Annotated in this window: 30 protein-coding genes; 6 read left to right on the forward strand and 24 right to left on the reverse strand. The window is 61.4% G+C overall.

What is annotated here, in order from left to right; all coding sequences use genetic code 11:
- Positions 1 to 29 precede the first annotated feature (29 nt).
- Entirely contained in the window at positions 30 to 323 is a 294-nt protein-coding gene (locus MF606_RS11110; protein WP_240229311.1) for a hypothetical protein, read from the forward strand.
- Here the strand turns inward: MF606_RS11110 and MF606_RS11115 are convergent, their stop codons facing one another.
- A complete protein-coding gene (locus MF606_RS11115) occupies positions 324 to 1,643 on the reverse strand; it encodes a replication-associated recombination protein A (RefSeq protein WP_240229312.1) in 1,320 nt (439 codons plus the stop codon).
- A gap of 133 nt (positions 1,644 to 1,776) precedes the next feature.
- Between MF606_RS11115 and MF606_RS11120 the strand changes: the two genes are divergently transcribed.
- Together MF606_RS11120 and MF606_RS11125 are read left to right on the forward strand one after the other, a co-directional pair.
- A complete protein-coding gene (locus tag MF606_RS11120) occupies positions 1,777 to 2,367 on the forward strand; it encodes a hypothetical protein (RefSeq protein ID WP_240229313.1) in 591 nt (196 codons plus the stop codon).
- A gap of 63 nt (positions 2,368 to 2,430) precedes the next feature.
- Positions 2,431 to 2,817 (forward strand): hypothetical protein, encoded by a 387-nt coding sequence (locus tag MF606_RS11125; protein WP_240229314.1) that lies wholly within the window; start codon positions 2,431 to 2,433, stop codon positions 2,815 to 2,817.
- Positions 2,818 to 2,829: 12 nt separating this feature from the next.
- On the opposite strand, the gene MF606_RS11130 is transcribed toward MF606_RS11125, so the two are convergent.
- Positions 2,830 to 4,287, reverse strand: coding sequence for a Do family serine endopeptidase (locus tag MF606_RS11130; protein ID WP_240229315.1), 1,458 nt, complete (start codon positions 4,285 to 4,287; stop codon positions 2,830 to 2,832).
- 202 nt (positions 4,288 to 4,489) lie between these two features.
- On the opposite strand from MF606_RS11130, the gene MF606_RS11135 reads away from it, so the two are divergent.
- The 3 genes from MF606_RS11135 (at position 4,490) to MF606_RS11145 (ending at position 8,638) form a co-directional block, all read left to right on the forward strand.
- Complete coding sequence (locus tag MF606_RS11135) at positions 4,490 to 5,680, forward strand: type III PLP-dependent enzyme domain-containing protein (protein ID WP_240229316.1); 1,191 nt, start codon at positions 4,490 to 4,492, stop codon at positions 5,678 to 5,680.
- 137 nt (positions 5,681 to 5,817) lie between these two features.
- Positions 5,818 to 8,085 carry an LLM class flavin-dependent oxidoreductase gene (locus MF606_RS11140; protein ID WP_240229317.1) on the forward strand — a complete coding sequence of 756 codons (2,268 nt, stop codon included), beginning with the start codon at positions 5,818 to 5,820 and terminating at the stop codon, positions 8,083 to 8,085.
- Between the two features lie 13 nt (positions 8,086 to 8,098).
- The gene (locus tag MF606_RS11145) at positions 8,099 to 8,638 is read left to right on the forward strand and encodes a P-loop NTPase family protein (RefSeq protein ID WP_240229318.1); all 540 of its coding nucleotides are present in this window, start codon (positions 8,099 to 8,101) and stop codon (positions 8,636 to 8,638) included.
- 48 nt (positions 8,639 to 8,686) lie between these two features.
- Here the strand turns inward: MF606_RS11145 and MF606_RS11150 are convergent, their stop codons facing one another.
- The 22 genes from MF606_RS11150 to rplP all read right to left on the reverse strand — a co-directional run bounded on the left by MF606_RS11150 (position 8,687) and on the right by rplP (position 21,734).
- Positions 8,687 to 10,096, reverse strand: a complete 1,410-nt coding sequence (locus MF606_RS11150; protein ID WP_240229319.1) for an MFS transporter — start codon at positions 10,094 to 10,096, stop codon at positions 8,687 to 8,689.
- A gap of 81 nt (positions 10,097 to 10,177) precedes the next feature.
- Positions 10,178 to 11,221 (reverse strand): NAD-dependent epimerase/dehydratase family protein, encoded by a 1,044-nt coding sequence (locus tag MF606_RS11155; protein ID WP_240229320.1) that lies wholly within the window; start codon positions 11,219 to 11,221, stop codon positions 10,178 to 10,180.
- A 70-nt stretch (positions 11,222 to 11,291) separates the two neighbouring features.
- The gene (locus tag MF606_RS11160) at positions 11,292 to 11,828 is read right to left on the reverse strand and encodes a carboxymuconolactone decarboxylase family protein (protein WP_240229321.1); all 537 of its coding nucleotides are present in this window, start codon (positions 11,826 to 11,828) and stop codon (positions 11,292 to 11,294) included.
- A gap of 152 nt (positions 11,829 to 11,980) precedes the next feature.
- Positions 11,981 to 12,406 carry a 50S ribosomal protein L17 gene (rplQ, locus tag MF606_RS11165; RefSeq protein WP_240229322.1) on the reverse strand — a complete coding sequence of 142 codons (426 nt, stop codon included), beginning with the start codon at positions 12,404 to 12,406 and terminating at the stop codon, positions 11,981 to 11,983.
- A gap of 32 nt (positions 12,407 to 12,438) precedes the next feature.
- Positions 12,439 to 13,464, reverse strand: a complete 1,026-nt coding sequence (locus MF606_RS11170) for a DNA-directed RNA polymerase subunit alpha (RefSeq protein ID WP_240233834.1) — start codon at positions 13,462 to 13,464, stop codon at positions 12,439 to 12,441.
- 100 nt (positions 13,465 to 13,564) lie between these two features.
- On the reverse strand, positions 13,565 to 13,957 hold the full coding sequence (rpsK, locus tag MF606_RS11175; RefSeq protein ID WP_092184696.1) for a 30S ribosomal protein S11: 393 nt from the start codon (positions 13,955 to 13,957) through the stop codon (positions 13,565 to 13,567).
- Positions 13,958 to 14,038: 81 nt separating this feature from the next.
- A complete protein-coding gene (gene rpsM / locus MF606_RS11180; RefSeq protein WP_240229323.1) occupies positions 14,039 to 14,407 on the reverse strand; it encodes a 30S ribosomal protein S13 in 369 nt (122 codons plus the stop codon).
- A 182-nt stretch (positions 14,408 to 14,589) separates the two neighbouring features.
- Complete coding sequence (locus MF606_RS11185) at positions 14,590 to 15,159, reverse strand: adenylate kinase (protein WP_240229324.1); 570 nt, start codon at positions 15,157 to 15,159, stop codon at positions 14,590 to 14,592.
- A complete protein-coding gene (gene secY, locus MF606_RS11190) occupies positions 15,156 to 16,493 on the reverse strand; it encodes a preprotein translocase subunit SecY (protein ID WP_240229325.1) in 1,338 nt (445 codons plus the stop codon). The genes MF606_RS11185 and secY overlap by 4 nt, the downstream gene beginning before the upstream one ends.
- 129 nt (positions 16,494 to 16,622) lie before the next feature.
- Positions 16,623 to 17,123 carry a 50S ribosomal protein L15 gene (gene rplO / locus MF606_RS11195; RefSeq protein WP_240229326.1) on the reverse strand — a complete coding sequence of 167 codons (501 nt, stop codon included), beginning with the start codon at positions 17,121 to 17,123 and terminating at the stop codon, positions 16,623 to 16,625.
- A 15-nt stretch (positions 17,124 to 17,138) separates the two neighbouring features.
- Entirely contained in the window at positions 17,139 to 17,330 is a 192-nt protein-coding gene (rpmD, locus tag MF606_RS11200) for a 50S ribosomal protein L30 (RefSeq protein WP_056251250.1), read from the reverse strand.
- Between the two features lie 23 nt (positions 17,331 to 17,353).
- On the reverse strand, positions 17,354 to 17,887 hold the full coding sequence (gene rpsE / locus MF606_RS11205; RefSeq protein WP_240229327.1) for a 30S ribosomal protein S5: 534 nt from the start codon (positions 17,885 to 17,887) through the stop codon (positions 17,354 to 17,356).
- A 23-nt stretch (positions 17,888 to 17,910) separates the two neighbouring features.
- Positions 17,911 to 18,273 (reverse strand): 50S ribosomal protein L18, encoded by a 363-nt coding sequence (rplR, locus tag MF606_RS11210; RefSeq protein ID WP_240229328.1) that lies wholly within the window; start codon positions 18,271 to 18,273, stop codon positions 17,911 to 17,913.
- 12 nt (positions 18,274 to 18,285) lie between these two features.
- A complete protein-coding gene (rplF, locus tag MF606_RS11215) occupies positions 18,286 to 18,819 on the reverse strand; it encodes a 50S ribosomal protein L6 (RefSeq protein ID WP_240229329.1) in 534 nt (177 codons plus the stop codon).
- A 52-nt stretch (positions 18,820 to 18,871) separates the two neighbouring features.
- On the reverse strand, positions 18,872 to 19,270 hold the full coding sequence (gene rpsH / locus MF606_RS11220) for a 30S ribosomal protein S8 (RefSeq protein ID WP_046172880.1): 399 nt from the start codon (positions 19,268 to 19,270) through the stop codon (positions 18,872 to 18,874).
- A gap of 12 nt (positions 19,271 to 19,282) precedes the next feature.
- The gene (rpsN, locus tag MF606_RS11225) at positions 19,283 to 19,588 is read right to left on the reverse strand and encodes a 30S ribosomal protein S14 (protein ID WP_240229330.1); all 306 of its coding nucleotides are present in this window, start codon (positions 19,586 to 19,588) and stop codon (positions 19,283 to 19,285) included.
- A 30-nt stretch (positions 19,589 to 19,618) separates the two neighbouring features.
- Entirely contained in the window at positions 19,619 to 20,176 is a 558-nt protein-coding gene (gene rplE / locus MF606_RS11230; RefSeq protein ID WP_240229331.1) for a 50S ribosomal protein L5, read from the reverse strand.
- The gene (gene rplX, locus MF606_RS11235) at positions 20,169 to 20,480 is read right to left on the reverse strand and encodes a 50S ribosomal protein L24 (protein WP_146289253.1); all 312 of its coding nucleotides are present in this window, start codon (positions 20,478 to 20,480) and stop codon (positions 20,169 to 20,171) included. The genes rplE and rplX overlap by 8 nt, the downstream gene beginning before the upstream one ends.
- Positions 20,480 to 20,848, reverse strand: a complete 369-nt coding sequence (gene rplN / locus MF606_RS11240; RefSeq protein WP_035102635.1) for a 50S ribosomal protein L14 — start codon at positions 20,846 to 20,848, stop codon at positions 20,480 to 20,482. Before rplN ends, rplX begins: the two co-directional genes overlap by 1 nt.
- The gene (rpsQ, locus tag MF606_RS11245) at positions 20,845 to 21,102 is read right to left on the reverse strand and encodes a 30S ribosomal protein S17 (protein WP_240229332.1); all 258 of its coding nucleotides are present in this window, start codon (positions 21,100 to 21,102) and stop codon (positions 20,845 to 20,847) included. The genes rplN and rpsQ overlap by 4 nt, the downstream gene beginning before the upstream one ends.
- Positions 21,103 to 21,114: 12 nt before the next feature.
- Positions 21,115 to 21,309 carry a 50S ribosomal protein L29 gene (gene rpmC / locus MF606_RS11250; protein ID WP_137152189.1) on the reverse strand — a complete coding sequence of 65 codons (195 nt, stop codon included), beginning with the start codon at positions 21,307 to 21,309 and terminating at the stop codon, positions 21,115 to 21,117.
- Between the two features lie 11 nt (positions 21,310 to 21,320).
- A complete protein-coding gene (gene rplP, locus MF606_RS11255; RefSeq protein WP_046136746.1) occupies positions 21,321 to 21,734 on the reverse strand; it encodes a 50S ribosomal protein L16 in 414 nt (137 codons plus the stop codon).
- Positions 21,735 to 21,743 lie beyond the last annotated feature (9 nt).

Consider the following 21,743-nt stretch of genomic DNA (forward strand, 5'->3'; position numbering starts at 1 on the left):
GTCGCGGCCCTTGCGGCACTACTAACAGCATGTTCGGCGGTAGCTCCATACCGTCCAAGCATTTCAGCCACCATTGCGGACGCAGCGACGGTCGCTGGGGCCAGCGGCGCGCGGTGCCCACGCTGCTCAAATACCTTGGCCGAGGCAATCTCGACCAGCTGGCCGCCGGGGCAAGGGAAAGCGGCGTCGACTACCGCGTCACGGCCATCCCAGGCGACTTCCCCGATAGCAAGAGTCCATTCGGCTCTCCAGCTTGGCTTAGCGCGCTGTTCCAATATGGCTACGAAAGCGGACAGGCCGGTGTCTGGAGCGCTCAGAACTAACTACTTGCCAGCCTTCTCAGCGCGCAGGCGCTCAAAATATTCGATGCGCTTCCTCAGATCGCGTTCGAAGCCGCGTTCGACCGGTTCGTAAAATTTCTGCCGGCCGATCTTCTCGGGGAAGTATTCCTGACCCGAAAATGCCTCGGGCGTGTCATGGTCGTAGACGTAGCCGTCGCCATAGCCCGAGCCCTTCATGAGCTTGGTTGGCGCGTTGAGAATGACCATGGGCGGCATCGGTGAGCCGGTGGATTTGGCTACGCCAACGGCGCCCTTGTAGGCAGTGTAGACTGCGTTCGACTTGGGAGCGAGCGCCAGATAGACGACCACCTGGGCCAATGCCAGCTCACCCTCGGGCGATCCCAGCATCTGATAGGCATCGCGGCCGGCAACGGCTTGCGGCAGAGCCTGCGGATCGGCCAGACCGATATCCTCCACCGCCATGCGGATCAGCCGGCGCGCGAGGAACAATGGGTCTTCGCCGGCGTCAAGCATCCGAGCGAAATAGTAGAGTGCCGCGTCCGGATCGGAGCCGCGGACCGTCTTGTGCAGCGCCGAGATCAGGTTGTAGTGGCCATCCTGGGCCTTGTCGTAGATCGGGGCGCGTCGCTGGATCACTGTCAGCATAGTTGCCGCGTCCAGAACCTCGCCATCCTTGGCCGAGGCCAGCACTTCTTCGACCAGACCGAGCAAGGCGCGCCCGTCGCCGTCGGCCAGGGTCAGCAGCGTGTGGCGAGCCTCTGGTTCAAGCGGCAGCGCGGCCCCGGTCAGCGCCTCGGCCCGCTCGACCAGCTTTTCGAGGTCCTCCAGCCCCAGCGATTCAAAGCGGAGGACCTGACTGCGCGACAGCAAAGCCGCGTTGAGTTCGAAGGAGGGATTCTCCGTTGTAGCACCGACCAGAACCACGGTGCCGTCTTCCATGACCGGCAGAAAACCGTCCTGCTGCGCGCGGTTGAAGCGGTGGATTTCATCAACGAAGAGCAGTGTCTTGTGGCCGCTAAGGCGCTCGAAACGAGCCTTCTCGAACACCTTCTTTAGATCGGCCACGCCGGAGAAGACGGCCGATATCTGCTCGAACGTGTAGCCGATCTGCGCCGCCAGCAGCCGCGCGACCGTTGTCTTGCCGGTTCCCGGCGGTCCCCAGAGGATCAGCGACCCCAATCGGCCCGTCGCAATCATGCGCCGCAGCGTGCCATCGGGTCCCAGCAGGTGCGTCTGGCCGATAACCTCGTCAAGCGAACGCGGGCGCAACTGATCGGCCAGGGGACGAGCCCGGTCAAAGTCAGCGGCGCTTTCAGGATCGGATGCGAAGAGATCGGCCATGGCGGTTCACGGGTTCAACAATACGCCTTGCGTAGGCCAGAGAGCGCTGAACGGCAAGACCAGTACACCGTTGCGTTTGCAATGGATGACCGTCCTGGCGTCTAATCGTCTGAACTCATGGAGAGGAATTCCGATGCGCCACTCAAGCCTCCGCCGATCGCTCTTACCCGTCGTGAGCTTCGTCATCGCTGCTGCCCTGGCCCTGCCGGCTGCGGCTCAGGATGACCTGATCGGGGCGCCCGGCCCGTTGACCTTCGAAGGCACGGAGTTTGCTCTGGCCTGGACCGGCGCTACCGAAGCCGAGGCCGTCCAGGAGTACCTGCCGGAGGGCCAGGCGCTCGAAAGCTACGATGCGATGTTCATCATCCGCACCGCCACCACTGGCAATACGCCACTGGTCGTTGCGCAAAACATGGCGGCCGGACTTGAGGAACGCCGAGGCACCGATCCCGTGGTCAACTACGACCTTATCGAGAACAAAGCCACCGGCGAGGTACTTCTCGACTTCCTGATCAGCGACTCCAGCTCCGGCAGCATCGTCGTCGAGTGGAACGCCTATCGCTACGCGCCGCTGGACGGCGGCGTTGTCGGCTACGCCATCAGCCGTCGCGGCTATGGCGACGACGGCGCCAAGACTTTCCTCACCGAGCTCAAGGATTGGCGCCAGAACTCCATTACGGCCCTGGCGACGATGGAATTACCTGAAGTCGCGATACCCGAATAGAACCAAGCCATACCGCGCGGCGGCTAGCCGACCATACGATCCTTGACCTCGAGAGAGCCTGCTTTGAAAAAGATACTGACTGCCATTGCTGCCTACCTCATCTTTTCCAGCGCCAGCTACGCGGCGGCGACGATCTACGAGAACGACGCCCTTGGCTTTCGCCTCAGCGTATCTCCGCAGAGCGACGACATTCTGATCTGCGCTTCTGACGCCGTATCCTGCCTCACCTTTAGCCCGGACGGCCCCGAAGGAACCTTTACCGAGGAAACCGGCAAGTGCACGCTCGTCATGGAGCATTTCCGTTATGACTTCGCCGATGGCAGAACCAGCAGCGAGTTCATGCTGACGCTGTCCGGTCAGGTGGTTCGGGTCATTGCGGGGGAAGATGCCTGCCAACTTGAACAGGATAGTCCCCGGCAAATGCGCGGCCTCACCGGTATCTATCTCTGACGGCAGCGCACTCTAGCCCCCGACGATGCTGCGTGTGATCTGGCCATCTCGTTGCAGGATGATCTGCCAGGTCCGCACCCGCGTCGAGGCTGTCTCGCTGAATGCCTGAGCGCTGTCCATTGGGACATCGTTCAGCGCCAGAATGACGTCATCTACACGCAGACCCATCTGCTCGGCGGGGGAGCCAGCCTCGACCGACGTCACGATGACGCCCTTGGCGTCGTAGGGCAGTCCTTTGGCTTCGGCCAATGCAGCATCGATCTGGCGGACGGTCGTTCCCGCAAAACGCGAATTGCCCCCTATGGCGGCCATCATGTCCCCGCCGGCCACCGGAGCCGCCTCGACGGAAAAGCTCACGGTCTCGGTATTGCCGGCGCGAAGCCTTTCAAGCTGCGTGACCTGCCCGATGGGCTTGGTCGCGAGGCGGAAGTTGAAGGCGCTGGGGTCATCGACCGCCACGCCGTCCACCGAAAGAATGACATCACCCGAGCCAAAGCCAGCGCGAGCCGCAGGCCCATCAGGCGCAACTTCGGTGATCAACGCCCCGTGCGGCGCGGCCATGCCAAGGCTGGACGCAATGTCGGCGTTGACCGCCTGCATCTTGGCGCCGAACCATGGCCGTATAATTTCCCCACCGCTGACGCCGGCATCGGCCACCAGCCGCGCCATATTGGCAGGTATGGCAAAACCGATGCCGACCGAACCGCCGCTTTGGGAGAAGATGGCGGTATTGATGCCAACCAGCTTGCCGTCGAGATCGACGAGTGCACCGCCGGAATTGCCGGGGTTGATGGCGGCGTCGGTCTGAATGAAGAACTCGTAGTCTGAACTCTCGACGCCAGTCCGGGCCAGCGCCGAGACGATGCCGCTGGTCACGGTCTGGCCAACGCCGAACGGATTGCCGATCGCCAGAACCAGATCGCCGACCTCGAGCCCATCGGAATCGGCGAAAGTGATCGCGGGAAAGGCGGTTTCGCCTGGCTGGCGCACACGCAGCACAGCCAGGTCGGTCTGCTTATCTTCGATGATCACGTCGACCGCAAATTCGCGGCCATCCGACAGCGCGATACGCACGTCGGTCGCACCCTCGATGACGTGCTGATTGGTCAGGATCACGCCACCACCATCGACGATCACACCGGACCCGAGAGAGCGGGACTCGCGTGGCCGGCTCTGAAACTGCCCCTGCCCGAAGAAGCGTGAGAAGAACGGATCGTTGGCGAAGGGCGACGCGGATTGCTGTTCGACCCGCGTGGCATAGACATTGACCACCGAGGGCGAGACCGACTTCACCACCGGCGCGAAGCTGAGCTTGATTTGCGCGTCGCTGGTCGGAACCGCTCGAGTTTCTGCCGGGACCGCCTGCACCTGCGCTACCGAGGGCGCATTGAGTGGCGACAGTGCCACTGTCGCCCCTATCGCCAAAACGGTTATGGCAGCACCAGCCAGCAGCAACGTACGCATCGACATTCGAACCAACCTCCGGTCATCGCGTTGACCCTCGAAACGGACCTACGCGGAGGTGAGGCAAACGCCCGGAATCTGTCGGGAAAATGGCGTCATGGGACCGTCGCAATCCGAAGGCAAATAATCGTTTGCGCGAGGGGGCACACGGCCCTATATGCAGCGCTCGTTTTCCTGCTTACCCCCAGCCCCGAAAGGCCGTCGTCCCATGACTACCGAGACCACCGAGCCGAAACACGTTTACCCGAACACCTCCGCGCTGATTGCTGCGGAAGCGCCGGATTTCCCGGCTTTCCTGTTCTCCGAACGTGAGCTTCACAAGGCCACAAAGGTCTTCAAGAAGGGCTTTGACGGGTTGCTGACTTACGCGGTCAAGTGCAACCCCTCCCCGCACATCATCGCCCAGCTCCATCGCGAAGGTTTGAAGGCATTCGACGTCGCCTCCAACACCGAGATGGAACTGGTGCGCGACCATGCGCCGGGCGCGGTGATGCACTACAACAACCCAATCAAGAACAAGCGCGAGATCGAACGCGCCTACGAAGAGTTCGGCGTCCGCAGCTTCACCATCGACCACCCACAGCAGCTCGACCAGCTTGCTGCGGTGGTGTCGCCATCGCGCGACGTGGAAGTGACCACCCGCTTCAAGGCCGGCAAGGCGCTCAAGTCCTATGACTTTGGCATCAAGTTTGGCGTGATGGAACAGGGCGCGGCCGAAATCGTCACCATGGTCGACCAGATGGGCTACACGCCCAGCTTGTGCTTCCACGTCGGCAGCCAGTGCGAAGACGCCTATGCCTATGAGCGCCACATCGCCGCTGCCGCCCGTATCGTCGAAGAGTCCAACATCGAACTGAAGCGCCTCAATATCGGCGGCGGCTATCCGGCCCCCTACCCGACCAGCGAAGCGCCGCCGATGGACTATTACTTCGAGACTATCGGCCAGGCTGTGAGCGACCATTTCGGCGAGAAGCGCAAACCCGAGCTGATCATCGAGCCCGGCCGTGCGCTGGTGACCAGCTCGACATCGCTGCTGCTGCGCGTAAAGCATCAGCGCGGCGGCCAGTCGGTCTATGTCAATGACGGCGCCTATGGCAGCCTGATGGAAGTCAAGTTCATGCACTTCACCCCGCCGGTCCGCGTCTGGCGCGGCGCCCGCGTGCACGACAATGACGCCGAATTCAGCGAATTCACCATCTGGGGCCCCACCTGCGACAGCTATGACGTGCTGCCCCAGGTGTTCACCCTGCCCGCCGATATCGACGAGGACGACTGGATCGAGTTCGGCCTGATGGGCGCCTATACTCAGGCCTCGCTGACCCCGTTCAACGGCTTCGACCGCCGCGACCAGTTCTGGGTCGAGGAAGTTTATACCGGCAAGGACCAGCAGCCGGAATAATTCGTCTCTTTGCTTTTGAAGGCCACCTGCCGCCGGCGGGTGGCTTTTGCTTTTCCGGTTACAGGTATGTGCCGTCTTGCGCGGCGTACAAACTCGCCTAAGTGCTAGGTTACGAAACGTACCTATTGAGGCACGCGATGACTGATTACGGCCATGAGCTGAAATTCGGCAGCTTCATCACCCCGGTAGCTCAGCAGGTCGACGATGTGGTGGCACTCGCCCAGCTCAGCGAAGCCGCAGGGCTCGATCTGGTGACCTTCCAGGACCATCCCTATCAGGCAAACTTTCTCGATACCTGGACCCTGCTGTCCTTTGTGGCAGCCAAGACCAGCAAGGTTGCCCTGGCCGGCAATGTGCTGAACCTGCCGCTGCGTCCGCCAGCAGTGCTGGCCCGCGCCGTCGCCAGCCTGGACCTGCTGTCGCATGGCCGCGCCGAGCTGGGTCTTGGGGCCGGAGCGTTCTGGGACGGCGTCGAAGCAATGGGCGGCACGAAGCTCACACCCGGCGAATCCGTGGAGGCGCTCGAGGAAGGCATCGACATCATCCGTGACATCTGGGACGCAGGCGAACCCGGAGGCGTACGCCTTGAGGGCAAGCACTACCACGCCCGTGGGGCACGACGCGGTCCACTGCCAGGGCATCGCATCAGCATCTGGCTCGGTGCGTTGAAGCCACGCATGCTGGCGCTCATAGGCCGCAAGGCCGATGGCTGGCTGCCGTCCCTGAGCTATATCAAATCGCCTACGATGGCTGAGGCCAACGCCATTATCGACGGCGCCGCAACGGAGGCCGGCCGCGATCCGCGCGAGATCCGGCGGATGATCAACCTGCTCGGGTCGCGGTTCGGCCCCGATGACAAGCAAGCGATGATCGACCAGATCACCGAACTGGCGCTGGAGCACGGCTTCTCGACATTCATCCTGCCGGCGGACTCGCCAAACGGCATCAACGTCTTCGGAAACGAAGTCGCTCCCGCTGTTCGCGAAGCGGTGGCCAAGGCACGAACCTTATCCGGGACCTCGACTGCAACCATCCGCAGCGCCGCGGCACTGGCGCTGCGCAATCCCGCAATCGACTATGAGGGCGTCCCATCGAGCCTTGTGGGAATAGCGGTGGAGCCGGGTGACCATGGCTATTCCAAGCTGCGCTCGACCTATCTCCATCGCGGGTCACCGGGCCTCGTCATCAAGGCGACCACCGCCGAGGAAGTCTCCACAGCCATCGGCTATGCCCGCAAGCAGAACGTTCCCTTGGCCGTTCGCAGCGGCGGCCACGGCATTTCGGGTCGCTCCACCAATGACGGCGGCATCGTTCTCGATGTGTCTGCCCTGAACGAGATCCGCCTGCTCGATCCAGCCACCAAGCGTATTCGCCTGGGCCCGGGCGCACGCTGGGGTCAAGTAGCCGAACAACTGGCGCCCCACGGCCTAGGCATGAGCTCCGGCGACTATGGCGATGTCGGCGTGGGTGGCCTGGCGACGGCCGGAGGCGTCGGCTGGCTGTCTCGTAGGCATGGGCTGACGATCGACCATCTCGTGGCCGCCGAAATCGTGCTGGCTGACGGTCGCCTGCTTCGCACCGACAAGGACAATCATGCCAACCTGTTCTGGGCGATCCGCGGCGCCGGGGGCAATTTCGGCGTCGTCACTGCATTCGAGCTGGAAGCCTATGACGTCGGCGATGTTGTCTTCGCACAGATATCGTACGATCTCACCGACGCTGCCGATGTCATCCCACGCTGGGCAGAGGCAGTGGTCGATGCCCCGCGTGATTTGACGAGCTTCCTGACCATGGTTCCGGCGCGAAGCGGCAAACCGGCCATGGGCCAGGCGAGCATCGTGATCACCAACCCCGATCCGACCATCGCCCAGCCCATGCTGCGGCCATTCCTCAATGTTGGTCCGGTTATCGGCAGCCAAGCCTACATTTTGCCCTATGCCGCTTTGGTGGACTCGCAATTTTCTGGCCATGACGGGCAAGGCGGCTATACTTCGCATAGCGGCCTGCTGACGACGGTGACGCCAAACGTTGCCCGGCAGATGAGTGACCTGCTGCGTGGTCACGCCACCGATATGATGCAGCTCCGGGCAGTGGGCGGTGCCGTGAACGACGTGGCGGCCGACGCCACCGCCTATGCACACCGGCATCAGAACTTCGTACTCAGCGCCGGAGGTCACGGAGCAACCAGAGGTCGGCTCGACAGCCTGTGGCCCGCCTTGCAGAACGAGCTGGATGGCCTCTATATCAGCTTCGAAACCGCAACCGAGCGTGAGCATCTCGACCGCGCCTTCCCCGGCCCGACTCTCGATCGTCTGCGACGGCTGAAGGAACAGTACGATCCGACCGAGCTGTTCAGCGCCAACTTCAACATCCCGCCGCTGAAGGATATCCAGGCGGCCGAATAGTTCGGGGACCGCCATGTCAGACTTTCCTTCGCTCGCCGTTATGGGCCGACGCATCGTCATCCTGGGCCCGACAAACGCGGGAAAGTCGACATTGGCGGCAGCGTTGTCGCGCAAGCTGGACGTGCCTGCGATCCATCTCGATCGCTTCCGCCATTTGCCGGGCACGGATTGGCAGGTGCGGCCAGACGCGGAATTTCATGCCTTGCATGACGAGGCCATCGGACAGCAAGGCTGGATTATGGACGGCAATTACTCGGTGCTGATGCCGCAACGCTTCGCGCGAGCGACGGGCGTCGTCGTGGTGGACGACCACTATGTCAGGCGCTTCGGGCGCTATCTCAAACGAACGCTGTTCGAAGCGCAACGCGCCGGAAATCTCGACGGCAACAGAGACAGCGTCACGTGGATGATGATCAACTGGATCTGGAAGACGCGCAACAGCGTCGGCCGCTATGACGGCTTTGCAAGAGACACTGGCCTGCCCTATGTCTTCTGCGCCTCGCTCAAGGACGTCCGGAGGCTCTTTGACGCCTGGGAGCTCACCAGATCATGAACGGCAGAAGACCTCGGGGCGAACCACGAGGTCTTCCTCGTATCAGCCTCAGGCTGCGGGACGGCCCCGCAGCGTGATCAGCGCCAGCACGGCGCCTGCCAGCGCGATCCCGCCTGCCCCGAGAAACGCCGCGGAGAAGCCGCTGGTAAGCGCCGTCGGGTTGCCGAGCTGATCAGCACCATAGGCAGCGGCAACGGCTGTCATTGCGGCCAGGCCCAAGGCCGAGCCAACCTGATAGCTGGTGTTGACGATACCAGCGGCCAGGCCCCCCTCCTCCGGTCGCGCCGACGAGATGGCGGTGCCGAGCGACGGGATGAAGGCCAGCGACATGCCGAGTGCCGCCACCAGCGAGGCGGGCAGAACGTCAACCCAGAAGTTGCCGTCCGGTCGGATGAATGACAGCCAGCCCATGCCCAAGGCGAGGATGAGCAGGCCGACGACGATGGGGGTCTTGGTACCGAACCGGGCAATGACGCGGGGCGCCAGCACGATCATCGCGATCATGATGAGGATCGTCATCGGCAGCAGCGCCGCTCCTGACGGGAAGGCGGTGTAACCCAGAACCTGCTGAAGATAGAGGTTGAGGAAGAACCACATCGGAATCCAGGCTGCACCGAGCAGGACTTGAGCCAGGTTGGCCGCGCCCAGATTCGGCACGCCAAAGATCGACAGGCGCATCAGCGGCTCACGCCGGATGGCTTGAGAGATCACGAAGGCGACGAGCAAGACTGCGGCGGCGCCGAGGGCGATCAGGGTTTCGGTCGCGCCCCAACCCACCTCCGGTGCTCGGACAATGCCATAGACGGCGGCGCCAAGGCCGAGCGTCACAGTGAGTGCACCGAAGATGTCGACCGAACCGCGGTTGCTGGCGGCTCCGGCCGGCATCAGGGCACGCGTGCCGATGAGGGCGATCACCGCAATCGGGACGTTGATGTAGAACACCCAAGGCCACGAGATATATTCGGTGATGACGCCACCCAGGAACACGCCGGCAGTGCCGCCCGCGGGCGCCGCAGCACCATAGAGCGCGAGCGCCTTGGTCAATTCCTTGGGGTTGCCGCCGAAAAGCATCATCAGCAGGGTAAGCGCTGATGGAGCGATTAGCGCCGCACCTATGCCCTGGATGGCACGGCCCGCCAGTTCAACGCCGACATTGCCGGCAATGCCGGCGACCACAGAGCCGACCAACAGGATGAACCAGCCGGCGCCGAACATTCTCCGCGCACCGAACAGGTCGGAGAGCCGCCCTCCCAGCAGGAGCAGGCCGCCAAAGGCGACGACATAGGCGTTGAAGACCCAGGACAGGTTGTGCTGGGTGAAACCGAGATCGGCCTGCATCTGCGGCAGTGCGACGCCGATGATTGATGTGTCCATGATGACGATGAACTGGGCGGTTGCGATAAGGCCAAGCGCCCACCATCGGGTGGTGCTGGCATAGGTTTTCGTTGCTGTAGACATGATGAGTTCCATTGGAGTCTGACGACTCCCGGGAACTTGAGCCTTCCCAACATGGGAAGGTCAATGCCCATAATCGCGATATCAGCGCGGCCGTTTGGGCTTCAGCAGATCAAGGGCAATCGCACTTTCCGCCGTTGCCAGAATGGCGTCCTGCCCCGAGATGAAGGCACGGCCGAGCAGCTTCTCGCCCTTTGTCCGGTCGAAATGCTTCTCATTGCCGATATCGTTGATGATCTGGCGCGTCGGCCCGCCGAAGCGCGCCAGCAGCTTGATGATCCAGTCCGGCACAGTTTTCTGGGTGATCTGCCGATCCGGATAGGCCTCCCGCAAGATGCGGCCTACCTCTGGAAACGGAACATAGTCTGACGTGGCGAGATAGCGCTGCCCGGCCGACGCGGGCTGCTGCAGCGCTGCCACGTGCATCGCCGCGACATCTCGTACGTCGATCACCGAGAAGCCGTTGCTCGGCATTGCCGGCGTGGTGCCGTCCAGCAGCCCGCTCACCATCTGCAGGGATATGCTGGCATCTTTGTCCAGCGCTGGGCCGAGAATGGCGCCGGGATGAATGGTGGTCAGCGCCAGCTCCTCGGCGCGCGCATAGGCCCAGGCGGCCTTCTCGGCCTTGGTCTTACCCACGCAATAGGCCCAGGTGAACTGCATCGCATCTAGATTGGTGAAATGCTCTTCGGTATAAGTCCTCGCGCCTCTTGTATGGCCGTGCCCGTACCCGACCGTGGCGATCGACGACGTCAGGACGATCCGTTTCACACCACCTGCCGCCGCAAAGCGCAACACCCGCTCAGTGCCTTCGAGCGCCGGTCCGATGACCACTTGCATGTCCTTGGGCTCGTCGGCGAGGATTTGCGCGGCGACGTGGGCGACCGCGTTGACGCCGATCATCGCCTCCCGCCAGCCCCTATCGTGCATCAGGTCAACCTTGGCGAAGCTTAGCCGCAGCAAGGCATCATGACCGAGACCAGCCACCACCGCAGCGCGAACCGCCTCGGCCTTGTGCTCGGAGCGCACACTGCCCCGCACATCGAACCCGGCCCGCAGCAACTCGATGACTGTCCATTTGCCAACGAAGCCACTCGCACCCGTAACCAGAACCAAACCCGTCCGCATTCGCCCCCCAAAGAAAAACGGCCACGGCGTGAACCGTGGCCATCTTACGATGTATATGCAGAGTAAATCGCTAAGGAGCGCGTCGCGCCTGCTTTCGCAGTATGTCGATATTGCAGGCGGTCGCGTAACCCATGGCGCGCTTGATACCAGGCAACAGCGCGGCGCCGTTCATGGCGAAGCTGAGTTCGATTAGCCCGGCCTCGCCGTAGGCCTCCCGGACAATCTCGCGCGCCTCCGGATCATCTTCCCGGCGGCTGGTCACGGCATCGGACAGGGTCGCCACAGCGGCCAGATCAGGCGGCAACGCCGCATAATTCCCGGACAGCACGGTATCGATCAGCAACGGCTCGACCCCCGCATTGCGGGCATTGCCGATCTCTGCCTCGACACAGGTGCCGCAATCGGCTGCAATGGCGCCGCGCAACCGCGCCACATGATGGGCGACGGCCGGCGTCTTGCGGCTGAGATCGAGAAATCCGAACAGGCGATTGTAGCGGAGCAGCAAGCCAAGATCGGTCTGGGCGATCTTGTGGACATAGTCAAACGACACCCCGACGCGCTTTTCTGCGCGACGGATCATCGAGCCAGCAATCTTCTGGATAAGCATCCGAAAACCCATGTGGACGGCAACGAAACGGCGCAGCAATAGCGGGTTTCAATGGCTGCGCCTGTCGCCGCGCGGTCCTAGTACATCGGACAAATTAAAAGGCGGCCGCGAGATACGCGACCGCCCGAAATTCTTGGTCTGAAACCAGCGGCTTACGCGGCTTCGAATTCTTCGTCGTCGCGCACCTGCACCGGGCCGCTATCGAGACCCTTGGCGTTGACGTCGCGGTCGACGAATTCGATCACGGCCATCGGGGCGTTGTCGCCATAGCGGAAACCAGCCTTCATGATACGGATGTAGCCGCCCTGGCGTTCCTTATAGCGCGGGCCCAGCACCGCAAACAGCTTCGCCACCTGGCCTTCGTCGCGGATCTGCGCAATCGCCTGGCGGCGGGCATGCAGATCGCCGCGCTTGCCGAGGGTGATGAGCTTTTCGACGATCGGACGCAGGTCCTTCGCCTTGGGCAGGGTGGTGACGATCTGCTCGTGCTTGATCAGCGCGGCCGACATATTGGCGAACATTGCCTTGCGGTGGCTGGCAGTCCGGTTGAGTTTGCGGCCTGAATTACCGTGGCGCATGGTTGTCTCCTAAAGTGCTTGGCAGCGCGCGATCAATAGTGATCTTCGTAGCGCTTGGCGAGGTCATCGATATTCTCGGGTGGCCAATTGGCAACGTCCATTCCGAGATGAAGCCCCATCTGTGCCAGGACTTCCTTGATTTCGTTGAGCGACTTGCGGCCGAAATTCGGGGTCCGCAGCATCTCGGCTTCCGTCTTCTGGATGAGGTCGCCGATGTAGACGATGTTGTCGTTCTTGAGGCAGTTGGCCGAGCGGACCGACAGTTCGAGCTCGTCGACCTTCTTGAGCAGCGCCGGGTTGAAGGCCAGTTCGGGAACCGAATCCTGGGCCTTTTCCTTGCTGGGCTCTTCGAAGTTGACGAAGACCGACAGCTGATCCTGGAGGATGCGAGCGGCATAGGCCACGGCATCTTCCGGCGACACGGCGCCATTGGTCTCGACTTGCAGGGTCAGCTTATCCTTGTCGAGGCTTTCGCCCGCACGGGTCGCATCAACCTTGTAGCTCACGCGGCGAACCGGCGAAAACAACGAGTCGACCGGGATGTAACCGATCGGCGCGTCTTCAGGACGGTTCTTGTCGGCGGCAACGTAACCCTTGCCGGTATCGACGGTGAACTCGATGTTGATCTCGGCGCCGTCGTCGAGATGGCAGATCACCAGCTCGGGGTTCAGCACTTCGATGTCGCCGGTGACTTTGATGTCGCCAGCGGTCACGGCACCCGGACCCTGCTTGGAGAGGGCCAGACGCTTCGGGCCCTCGCCGCCCATCTTCAACGCGATTTCCTTCACGTTGAGGACGAGGTCGGTGATGTCTTCACGCACGCCCGGAAGCGAGGAGAATTCATGCAGGATGCCGTCAATCTGGATTGCTGTAACTGCCGCGCCCTGGAGCGACGACAGCAGCACGCGACGAAGAGCGTTACCAAGGGTAAGCCCGTAACCGCGCTCAAGCGGCTCGGCAACTACCGAGGCCACGCGCGCGTTGTCGCTGCCCGAAACAATCTCCAGCTTGGTCGGCTTGATCAGTTCTTGCCAGTTCCTCTGGATCGTCACGGTTATGTCCTTTCAAAATCGCGGCTCCAGCCCGAGCCGCTCCGCCGCAAACGCAATAAGACTCCCGGCCCATTCAATCGGCCGGGAGCTCTCTAAACGGTCTAAATTAGACGCGGCGCCGCTTGCGCGGGCGGCAGCCATTGTGCGGGATCGAGGTCACGTCGCGGATCGAGGTGACGTTGAAGCCAGCGGCCTGGAGAGCGCGGAGCGCCGACTCACGGCCCGAACCCGGACCACGCACTTCAACCTCGAGGGTCTTCATGCCGTGTTCCTGGGCCTTCTTGGCAGCATCTTCCGCGGCAACCTGTGCCGCATACGGGGTCGACTTGCGCGAGCCCTTGAAACCCATGACGCCCGACGAGGACCACGAGATCGTGTTGCCCTGCATGTCGGCGATGGTGATCATGGTGTTGTTGAACGAAGCGTTCACGTGGGCAACGCCCGAAGTGATGTTCTTGCGTTCCTTGCGCTTAACGCGCGCGACTTCAGCTTTAGCCATTTACTTCCTCTAGACGATATCAGCGCTGCCGTTAGCCAGATGGCCCCAGCAGCTACATCGAAGAACCCGAGAAGCGGGTTCTTACTTCTTCTTGCCGGCGATCGGCTTTGCCGGACCCTTGCGGGTACGAGCATTGGTGTGGGTGCGCTGACCGCGCACAGGCAGACCACGGCGGTGGCGCAGGCCACGATAGTTGCCCAGGTCCATCAGCCGCTTGATGTTCATCGCCACGGAGCGGCGCAGATCACCTTCCACGACGTAGTCGCGGTCGATGGTCTCACGGATCTGGATGACTTCCGCGTCGGTGAGCTCGTTCACACGGCGCTCGAGCGGAATGCCAACCTTGGTGCAGATATCCTCGGCGAACTTGTCGCCGATCCCGTGGATATACTGCAGCGCGATAACCACGCGCTTATTCGTCGGGATATTGACGCCAGCAATACGAGCCACGTCTGCTCTCCTTCATTCAACACGGGTTACCATCAGGGGGCCGTGCCGTTAAACAACAAGGGACCGGATTTCGACCCCCAACCTAATTGAGGAACCGAATCCAGCCCAATAATCTATGAGACTGAAGCGGTTCTTTAAGGGCTCGATTCCGCGGAGTCAACCGCCAAGTCAAGCCCAAATCTTTAGTGCGCGATTGCGGCCTTGATTGCCGCAGTCACCTGCTCGACCGGCTCCATGCCATCGACGGTCCGCAACAGACCCTCTTCGGCATAATAGGCCACCAGAGGAGCGGTTTGCTCCTTGTAGACATTGAGGCGCTTGCGCAGCACTTCCTCATTGTCATCAGGGCGGGCCGTGCCCGACTCCTTGGCGCGCTGGTTCACCCTGCGCACCAGTTCATCGGCATCGGCCTTGATCTCGATGACGGCATCGAGCTTCACGCCCTTGTCGATCAGCATCATGTCGAGCGCTTCCGCCTGGGCAATGGTGCGCGGGAAGCCATCGAGAATGAAGCCTGGCTTGCAGTCTTCGGCATCGAGCCGCTCGGAGACGATGCCGTTGACGATCGCGTCGGATACGAGATCGCCCCGGTCCATGACTTCCTTAGCCGCCAGACCCATCGGCGTCTTTGCCGCAATGGCCGAGCGCAGGATATCGCCCGTCGAGAGCTGGGGAATGCCGAAAGCCTCGATCAGAATCTTGGCCTGGGTACCCTTCCCCGCCCCTGGCGGTCCGAGCAGAATCAATCTCATCGACGCTTGCCTCCTCCAAGACGGGATTTCTTGACCAGCCCCTCATATTGCTGGGCGATCAGATGGCTCTGGATCTGGCTAACCGTATCCAGCGTCACCGTCACCATGATCAGCAGCGATGTGCCGCCGATGAACTGGCTCACCGCGAGCTGGTTGTGCACGATCTCGGGAATCAACGCCACCACCGTCAGGTAGATAGCACCAATCACCGTAATGCGCGTCAGCACGTAGTCGATGTGCTGAGCGGTCCGCTCACCCGGACGAATACCTGGAATGAAGCCGCCAGAGCGCTTGAGGTTGTCGGCCGTCTCGGTCGGATTGAAGACGATCGCCGTATAGAAGAAGGCGAAGAAGATGATGAAGAAGGCAAACAGCGCAAGATAGAGCGGCTGTCCGCGACCCAGCAGAGCCGTGGTCACCTGCAGCCATTGCGGCGCGTTACCCTGCGCCGCGAACGACGCAATGGTGGCCGGCAGCAGCAGCAGCGACGAACCGAAGATCACCGGGATAACGCCCGAGGTGTTGAGCTTCAGCGGCAGATGCGAAGTGTCGCCCTGGAACATCTTGTTGCCAACCTGGCGCTTTGGATACTGAATCAGCAACCGGCGCTGGGCTCGCTCGAAGAAGACGATGGCGGCAATAACCACCAAAGCCAGGATGAAGATGCCGAAGCCAGCAAAACCGTTGATCGCGCCGGTACGGGCAAGATCGATGGTCTGCACCACCGTGGTAGGCAAGTTGGCGACGATACCGGCGAAGATGATCAGCGAAATGCCGTTGCCGACGCCGCGCGAGGTGATCTGCTCACCCAGCCACATCAGGAACATGGTGCCGCCAACCAAGGTAATGACCGTGGAAATGCGGAAGAACCAGCCCGGATTAAGCACGACGCCTTGGCTCGCCTCAAGACCGACGGCAATGCCATATGCCTGCACAGCGCAGAACACGACGGCCAGATAGCGGGTATACTGGTTCATCTTGCGACGGCCAGCTTCACCCTCTTTCTTGAGGGCTTCGAGGCGCGGCGATGCCGTAGCAATGACCTGCACCACGATCGAGGCAGTGATGTAGGGAATGAGGTTCAGCGCAAAGATCGCCATGCGCTCGACAGCGCCACCTGCGAACATGTTGAACATGCCGATGATGCCCTGCTGCGACTGCTCGAACGTCGCGCGGAAGGCGTCAGGGTCGATACCCGGAACCGGAATGAAAGTGCCCAGACGATAGACAAGCAGCGCCCCCAGAGTGAACAGGATGCGCTGCTGCAGGGCTTTCGCCTTGGAAAAGGTCGAGAAATTTAGATTACGTGCGAGCTGTTCGGCTGCGGACGCCATGTATCGCTCCCTATGGCTTCAAGGCCAGGTGCGCTCGGAGCGCTGGAGGACGCAGATGCATCTGCATCCCAACGCAACAAACCAAAAAAAGGCGCACCCAACCCGAGGCCGGATGCGCCAAGGCCGGAATTAACCGGCGTATGGGGTCTTCTTCCACGGCGCCTTGGCCGGGATGATATCGATCTTGCCGCCAGCAGATTCAATAGCGGCAGTGGCACCGGCCGTGGCGTAGTTGACGTTGAAGGTCACCTTCTTGGCCGTGAAGCCTGCCGAACCGATCAGACGGACGCCGTCCTTCGGACGACGGATCACGCGAGCCGCGATCAGCGCCGCAACGTCGATCACCGCCTTGGGGTCGAGCTTGCCTGCGTCGATATAGGCCTGCAGGCGATCGATGCGGACCTCGTTCCAGTTGCCTGGGTTGAGTGCATTGAAGCCACGCTTCGGCATACGCATGTGAAGGGGCATCTGGCCGCCTTCAAAGCCGTTGATGGCAACGCCCGAGCGAGCAGTCTGGCCCTTGCCGCCACGACCACCGGTCTTGCCCTTGCCAGAACCAATGCCGCGGCCGATACGGATGCGGGTCTTGGAGGAGCCGGGATTATCGCGAAGTTCGTTCAAACGAGTCATATGATCGTACTCCCCTTACTCGCCGACAACGCGGACGAGATGCGGGAGCTTGTTGATCATGCCGCGAACTTCGGGCGTATCGATCAGCTCGCGCTGCTTGTTCATCTTGTTGAGCCCGAGACCGATGAGGGTCGCGCGCTGCACCTTGTCGCGGCGGATCGGCGAACCGATCTGCTGCACGGTGATCATCTTTTTCTTCTCAGCCATGACTTATCTCCAGAGCTGGGCGATCAAGCTTCGACCGCAGTCTCGCCACGGCGAGCCTGAAGTTCCGAAACCTTGAGGCCACGGCGGGAAGCAACCGAGCGAGGGCTATCGACGCGCTTGAGCGCATCGAAGGTGGCCCGCACCATGTTGTAGGGATTGGCAGTGCCCTGCGACTTGGCAACGATATCGTTGATACCAAGCGTCTCGAACACGGCGCGCATCGGACCACCGGCGATGATGCCGGTACCCGGAACGGCAGCACGCAGGATGACCTTGCCGGCGCCGTGGCGGCCAGCAACGTCGTGGTGCAGCGTACGCGCATCGCGCAGCGGCACGCGGATCATCTGGCGCTTGGCCTGCTCGGTCGCCTTGCGGATCGCTTCGGGAACTTCACGGGCCTTGCCGTGACCAAAGCCAACGCGGCCCTTCTGGTCGCCGACAACGACGAGTGCGGCGAAGCCGAAGCGACGACCACCCTTGACCACCTTGGCCACGCGATTGATGTGGACCAGGCGATCGACGAATTCGCTTTCGCGTTCTTGAACGTCTCTGCTCATAATGTTTCTTTCCTTGTCCGTGCTTAGAACTGCAGGCCGCCCTCACGGGCAGCGTCTGCAAGGGCCTTTACACGGCCATGATAGATGTACGACCCACGATCGAAGATCACTTCAGCAACGCCGGCCTTGGTGCCGCGCTCTGCGATCAGCTTGCCGATCGTTGCAGCGGCTTCGGCGGTACCGCCGTTCTTGACCTTGGACTTGATGTCCTTGTCGAGCGTCGAGGCGGCAGCCAGGGTACGACCCGTGGTGTCGTCGATGATCTGGGCGTAGATATTCTTGTCCGAACGGAAAACCGACAGACGCGGACGACCGAAGGCACGAGCCTTGAGCGCCTTGCGGACACGAGCCTTGCGGCGTTCCGCACCTTTTGCACTGATAGCCATTGCAGGCGCTCCTTACTTCTTCTTGCCTTCTTTGCGGAAGACGAACTCGCCAGCATAGCGAACGCCCTTGCCCTTGTAGGGCTCTGGCTTGCGCCACGCGCGAATGTTCGCCGCAACCTGGCCAACCTGCTGCTTGTCGATACCGGTGATGACGATTTCCGTCGGCGCCGGGACAGCGAGCGTGATGCCCTTGGGGGCTTCGTAGATGACTTCGTGGCTGAAACCAAGCGACAGCTTGATATCCTTGCCCTGCATGGCGGCGCGATAGCCAACGCCCTGGATCGCCAGCTTCTTTTCGAAGCCAGCCGAAACACCGGTGACCATGTTCTGGATCAGTGCACGGGTAGTGCCCCAGGCAGCACGAGCCAGACGCGAGTCATTAGCCGGAGAGATAACGACGCCATCGGCGCCATTCTCGGCATTGACCACATCCATGAGCTCGATGCTCAGTTCGCCCTTCGGGCCCTTGGCGGTGACGGTACGACCATTGATCGTGACCGTAACGCCGCTCACCGGTGCAACCGGTTTTTTGCCAGTACGTGACATTCTAATTCAATCCTTGAGTAATCGTCTTACCGCGGATCCAAGGCCAAAGGCCTTAGAACACGCGGCAGAGTACCTCGCCACCAACGTTGGCAGCCTTGGCTTCGTGGTCGGCCATCACACCCTTGGGGGTGGAGAGGATCGAAACACCGAGGCCATTGGCAACCTGCGGAATATTCTTGACCGAAGCGTACACACGACGGCCGGGACGCGAAACGCGCTCGATCGTGCGGATGACCGCCTCGTTATCCGAGTACTTCAGTTCGATTTCGTACTCGGAAGCACCGTTCTCGAACTTGGTCTCCGAGTAGCCGCGGATGAAACCCTCGGACTGGAGAACGTCCAGCACGCGACCACGCAGGGTCGACGCCGGCGTCGAAACGGAATTCTTGCGACGCATCTGGGCGTTGCGGATGCGGGTCAGCATGTCGCCGATCGGATCGGAAAAGCTCATCTTCGGTTCTCCTTACCAGCTCGACTTCACGAGACCCGGTATCTGGCCCAGGTTGCCAAGCTGGCGCAGAGCGATACGGCTCAGCTTCAGCTTGCGATAGTAGCCACGGGGACGACCCGAGACTTCACAGCGATTGCGCACACGAACCTTGGCCGAGTTACGCGGCAGTTCGGCCAGCTTGAGCTGGGCGGCGAAGCGCTGATCCATCGGGATCGACTGATCCTTGGTCTGCTTCTTCAAAGCGGCGCGCTTGGCAGCATACTGCTTTGCGAGCGCAGCGCGCTTGTTGTTCTTAACGATGGAGCTGGTCTTTGCCATATCCTGATCCTCTTTCCCTTCCCTGTCCGCTTACTGGCGGAACGGGAAGTTGAATGCCTTGAGCAGCGCACGAGCTTCATCATCGGACTTCGCGGTCGTAGCGATCACGATATCCATGCCCCAAACCTGATCGATCTGATCGTAGTTGATTTCGGGGAAAATGATGTGTTCCTTGATGCCCATAGCATAATTGCCACGGCCGTCGAAGGAGTTCGGGTTCAGCCCGCGGAAGTCGCGAACGCGCGGCAGCGCGATGTTCACGAGACGGTCAAGAAACTCGTACATACGAGTCTTGCGCAGCGTAACCTTCACGCCCAGGGGCATGTCTTCACGAACCTTGAAGCCGGCGATCGACTTGCGAGCATGAGTGATAACCGGCTTCTGGCCAGCAATGCGCTCGAGCTCGGCAGCGGCCGTCTTGACCTTCTTGGTATCATTGACGGCCTCGCCAATGCCCATGTTCAGGACGATCTTGTCCAGACGCGGCAGCTCCATCACGTTCTTGTAGCCGAACTGCTCACGCAGGGCGGCCTTGATCGTGGTGTCGTATTCGGTCCGGAGACGCGGAATGTAAGCGGTCTCAGCCATCGATCGAATCTCCGGTCGATTTTGCGACGCGCGTCTTCACGCCGTCCTTGATCTGGAAACCGACGCGGCTGGGCTTGCCATCCTTGTCGGCGATCGCGAGGTTCGACAGGTGGATCGGCGCTTCCTTGGTGAAGATGCCGGCATCGGTCGACGCGGTCTGCTTGGTGTGGCGGCGCACAAGGTTGATACCCTGGACAGTCGCGCGAGTTTCGGTCGGGAAGACCTGCAGGACTTGGCCGGTTTTGCCCTTGTCCTTGCCAGCCAGGACGACGACCTTATCGCCCTTCTTGATCTTGGCAGCCATTACAGCACCTCGGGTGCGAGCGAAATGATCTTCATGTGGTTCTTGGCGCGGAGCTCGCGCGGAACCGGTCCGAAGATACGAGTGCCGATCGGCTCTTTCTGATTGTTGATCAGAACCGCGGCATTCTTGTCGAAGCGGATCACGGTGCCATCGGGGCGACGGATGTCGAACGCGGTGCGAACGACCACGGCCTTCATGACCTGGCCCTTCTTCACGCGACCACGCGGGATAGCATCCTTCACGGAAACGACGATGATATCGCCGACCGAAGCGTACTTACGGTGCGAACCGCCAAGTACCTTGATGCACATGACACGACGAGCGCCGGAATTGTCGGCGACATCGAGATTGGACTGCATCTGGATCATGGCTTGGCGCTTTCCTGCTCGGCCGCACCCTGAACCAGCGTCCAGCGCTTGTTCTTGGAAATCGGCGCACATTCTTCGATCCAGACAACCTGCCCGACCTTGGCCAGATTGGCTTCGTCGTGAGCATGGTACTTCTTGGACCGGCGAACGGTCTTCTTCATCACCGGATGCGTGAAACGGCGCTCAACGCGCACCACGACCGTCTTTTCATTGGCGTCAGAGACCACAGTCCCCTGCAAAACGCGCTTTGGCATGGTCGCGGCTCCTTACTTCGCTGCGTTCTTTTCGGCCAAGATCGTCTTGATCCGCGCGATGTCGCGGCGGACCTTTTTGACCTCGGTCGGCTTTTCCAGCTGCTGGGTAGCGCGCTGGAAACGCAGGTTGAACTGTTCTTTCTTCAGGTCGACGAGCTGGTCCTTCAGTTCGTCTGCGGTCTTGCTCCGCACATCACTGGCTTTCATGCTCGTTGTCCTTAGTCGGCAATGCGGGTGACAACCCGCGTCATGATCGGGAGCTTCATTGCGCCGAGGCGCAGGGCTTCCTTGGCAACGTCCTCGGGGACGCCGTCGATCTCGAATACGATACGACCGGGCTTCACGCGGGCGGCCCAGAGTTCAACCGAACCCTTGCCCTTACCCATACGAACTTCGGTCGGCTTCTTGGAAACCGGCAGATCCGGGAAAATCCGGATCCACACGCGGCCCTGGCGCTTCATTTCGCGGGTGATCGCGCGGCGGGCCGCTTCGATCTGGCGAGCAGTCACGCGCTCGGGCTCGGTCGCCTTCAAGGCATACTGGCCGAAAGCCAGCTCGGTACCGCCCTTGGCAACGCCATGGATGCGGCCCTTGTGAGCCTTGCGGAACTTGGTCTTCTTAGGTTGCAGCATAATGAACTA

Source organism: Devosia lacusdianchii (assembly GCF_022429625.1).
Lineage (GTDB): Bacteria > Pseudomonadota > Alphaproteobacteria > Rhizobiales > Devosiaceae > Devosia > Devosia lacusdianchii.

Excerpts from the sequence above, each read along its gene's own strand:
- MF606_RS11110 (WP_240229311.1), top strand. The coding sequence starts at position 30 with ATGTTCGGCGGTAGCTCCATACCGTCCAAGCATTTCAGCCACCATTGC.
- MF606_RS11115 (WP_240229312.1), bottom strand. The coding sequence starts at position 1,643 with ATGGCCGATCTCTTCGCATCCGATCCTGAAAGCGCCGCTGACTTTGAC.
- MF606_RS11120 (WP_240229313.1), top strand. The coding sequence starts at position 1,777 with ATGCGCCACTCAAGCCTCCGCCGATCGCTCTTACCCGTCGTGAGCTTC.
- MF606_RS11130 (WP_240229315.1), bottom strand. The coding sequence starts at position 4,287 with ATGTCGATGCGTACGTTGCTGCTGGCTGGTGCTGCCATAACCGTTTTG.
- MF606_RS11135 (WP_240229316.1), top strand. The coding sequence starts at position 4,490 with ATGACTACCGAGACCACCGAGCCGAAACACGTTTACCCGAACACCTCC.
- MF606_RS11140 (WP_240229317.1), top strand. The coding sequence starts at position 5,818 with ATGACTGATTACGGCCATGAGCTGAAATTCGGCAGCTTCATCACCCCG.
- MF606_RS11145 (WP_240229318.1), top strand. The coding sequence starts at position 8,099 with ATGTCAGACTTTCCTTCGCTCGCCGTTATGGGCCGACGCATCGTCATC.
- MF606_RS11150 (WP_240229319.1), bottom strand. The coding sequence starts at position 10,096 with ATGTCTACAGCAACGAAAACCTATGCCAGCACCACCCGATGGTGGGCG.
- MF606_RS11155 (WP_240229320.1), bottom strand. The coding sequence starts at position 11,221 with ATGCGGACGGGTTTGGTTCTGGTTACGGGTGCGAGTGGCTTCGTTGGC.
- MF606_RS11160 (WP_240229321.1), bottom strand. The coding sequence starts at position 11,828 with ATGCTTATCCAGAAGATTGCTGGCTCGATGATCCGTCGCGCAGAAAAG.
- rplQ (WP_240229322.1), bottom strand. The coding sequence starts at position 12,406 with ATGCGCCACGGTAATTCAGGCCGCAAACTCAACCGGACTGCCAGCCAC.
- rpsK (WP_092184696.1), bottom strand. The coding sequence starts at position 13,957 with ATGGCTAAAGCTGAAGTCGCGCGCGTTAAGCGCAAGGAACGCAAGAAC.
- MF606_RS11185 (WP_240229324.1), bottom strand. The coding sequence starts at position 15,159 with ATGAGATTGATTCTGCTCGGACCGCCAGGGGCGGGGAAGGGTACCCAG.
- secY (WP_240229325.1), bottom strand. The coding sequence starts at position 16,493 with ATGGCGTCCGCAGCCGAACAGCTCGCACGTAATCTAAATTTCTCGACC.
- rplO (WP_240229326.1), bottom strand. The coding sequence starts at position 17,123 with ATGACTCGTTTGAACGAACTTCGCGATAATCCCGGCTCCTCCAAGACC.
- rpmD (WP_056251250.1), bottom strand. The coding sequence starts at position 17,330 with ATGGCTGAGAAGAAAAAGATGATCACCGTGCAGCAGATCGGTTCGCCG.
- rpsE (WP_240229327.1), bottom strand. The coding sequence starts at position 17,887 with ATGAGCAGAGACGTTCAAGAACGCGAAAGCGAATTCGTCGATCGCCTG.
- rplR (WP_240229328.1), bottom strand. The coding sequence starts at position 18,273 with ATGGCTATCAGTGCAAAAGGTGCGGAACGCCGCAAGGCTCGTGTCCGC.
- rplF (WP_240229329.1), bottom strand. The coding sequence starts at position 18,819 with ATGTCACGTACTGGCAAAAAACCGGTTGCACCGGTGAGCGGCGTTACG.
- rpsH (WP_046172880.1), bottom strand. The coding sequence starts at position 19,270 with ATGAGCTTTTCCGATCCGATCGGCGACATGCTGACCCGCATCCGCAAC.
- rpsN (WP_240229330.1), bottom strand. The coding sequence starts at position 19,588 with ATGGCAAAGACCAGCTCCATCGTTAAGAACAACAAGCGCGCTGCGCTC.
- rplE (WP_240229331.1), bottom strand. The coding sequence starts at position 20,176 with ATGGCTGAGACCGCTTACATTCCGCGTCTCCGGACCGAATACGACACC.
- rplX (WP_146289253.1), bottom strand. The coding sequence starts at position 20,480 with ATGGCTGCCAAGATCAAGAAGGGCGATAAGGTCGTCGTCCTGGCTGGC.
- rplN (WP_035102635.1), bottom strand. The coding sequence starts at position 20,848 with ATGATCCAGATGCAGTCCAATCTCGATGTCGCCGACAATTCCGGCGCT.
- rpsQ (WP_240229332.1), bottom strand. The coding sequence starts at position 21,102 with ATGCCAAAGCGCGTTTTGCAGGGGACTGTGGTCTCTGACGCCAATGAA.
- rpmC (WP_137152189.1), bottom strand. The coding sequence starts at position 21,309 with ATGAAAGCCAGTGATGTGCGGAGCAAGACCGCAGACGAACTGAAGGAC.
- rplP (WP_046136746.1), bottom strand. The coding sequence starts at position 21,734 with ATGCTGCAACCTAAGAAGACCAAGTTCCGCAAGGCTCACAAGGGCCGC.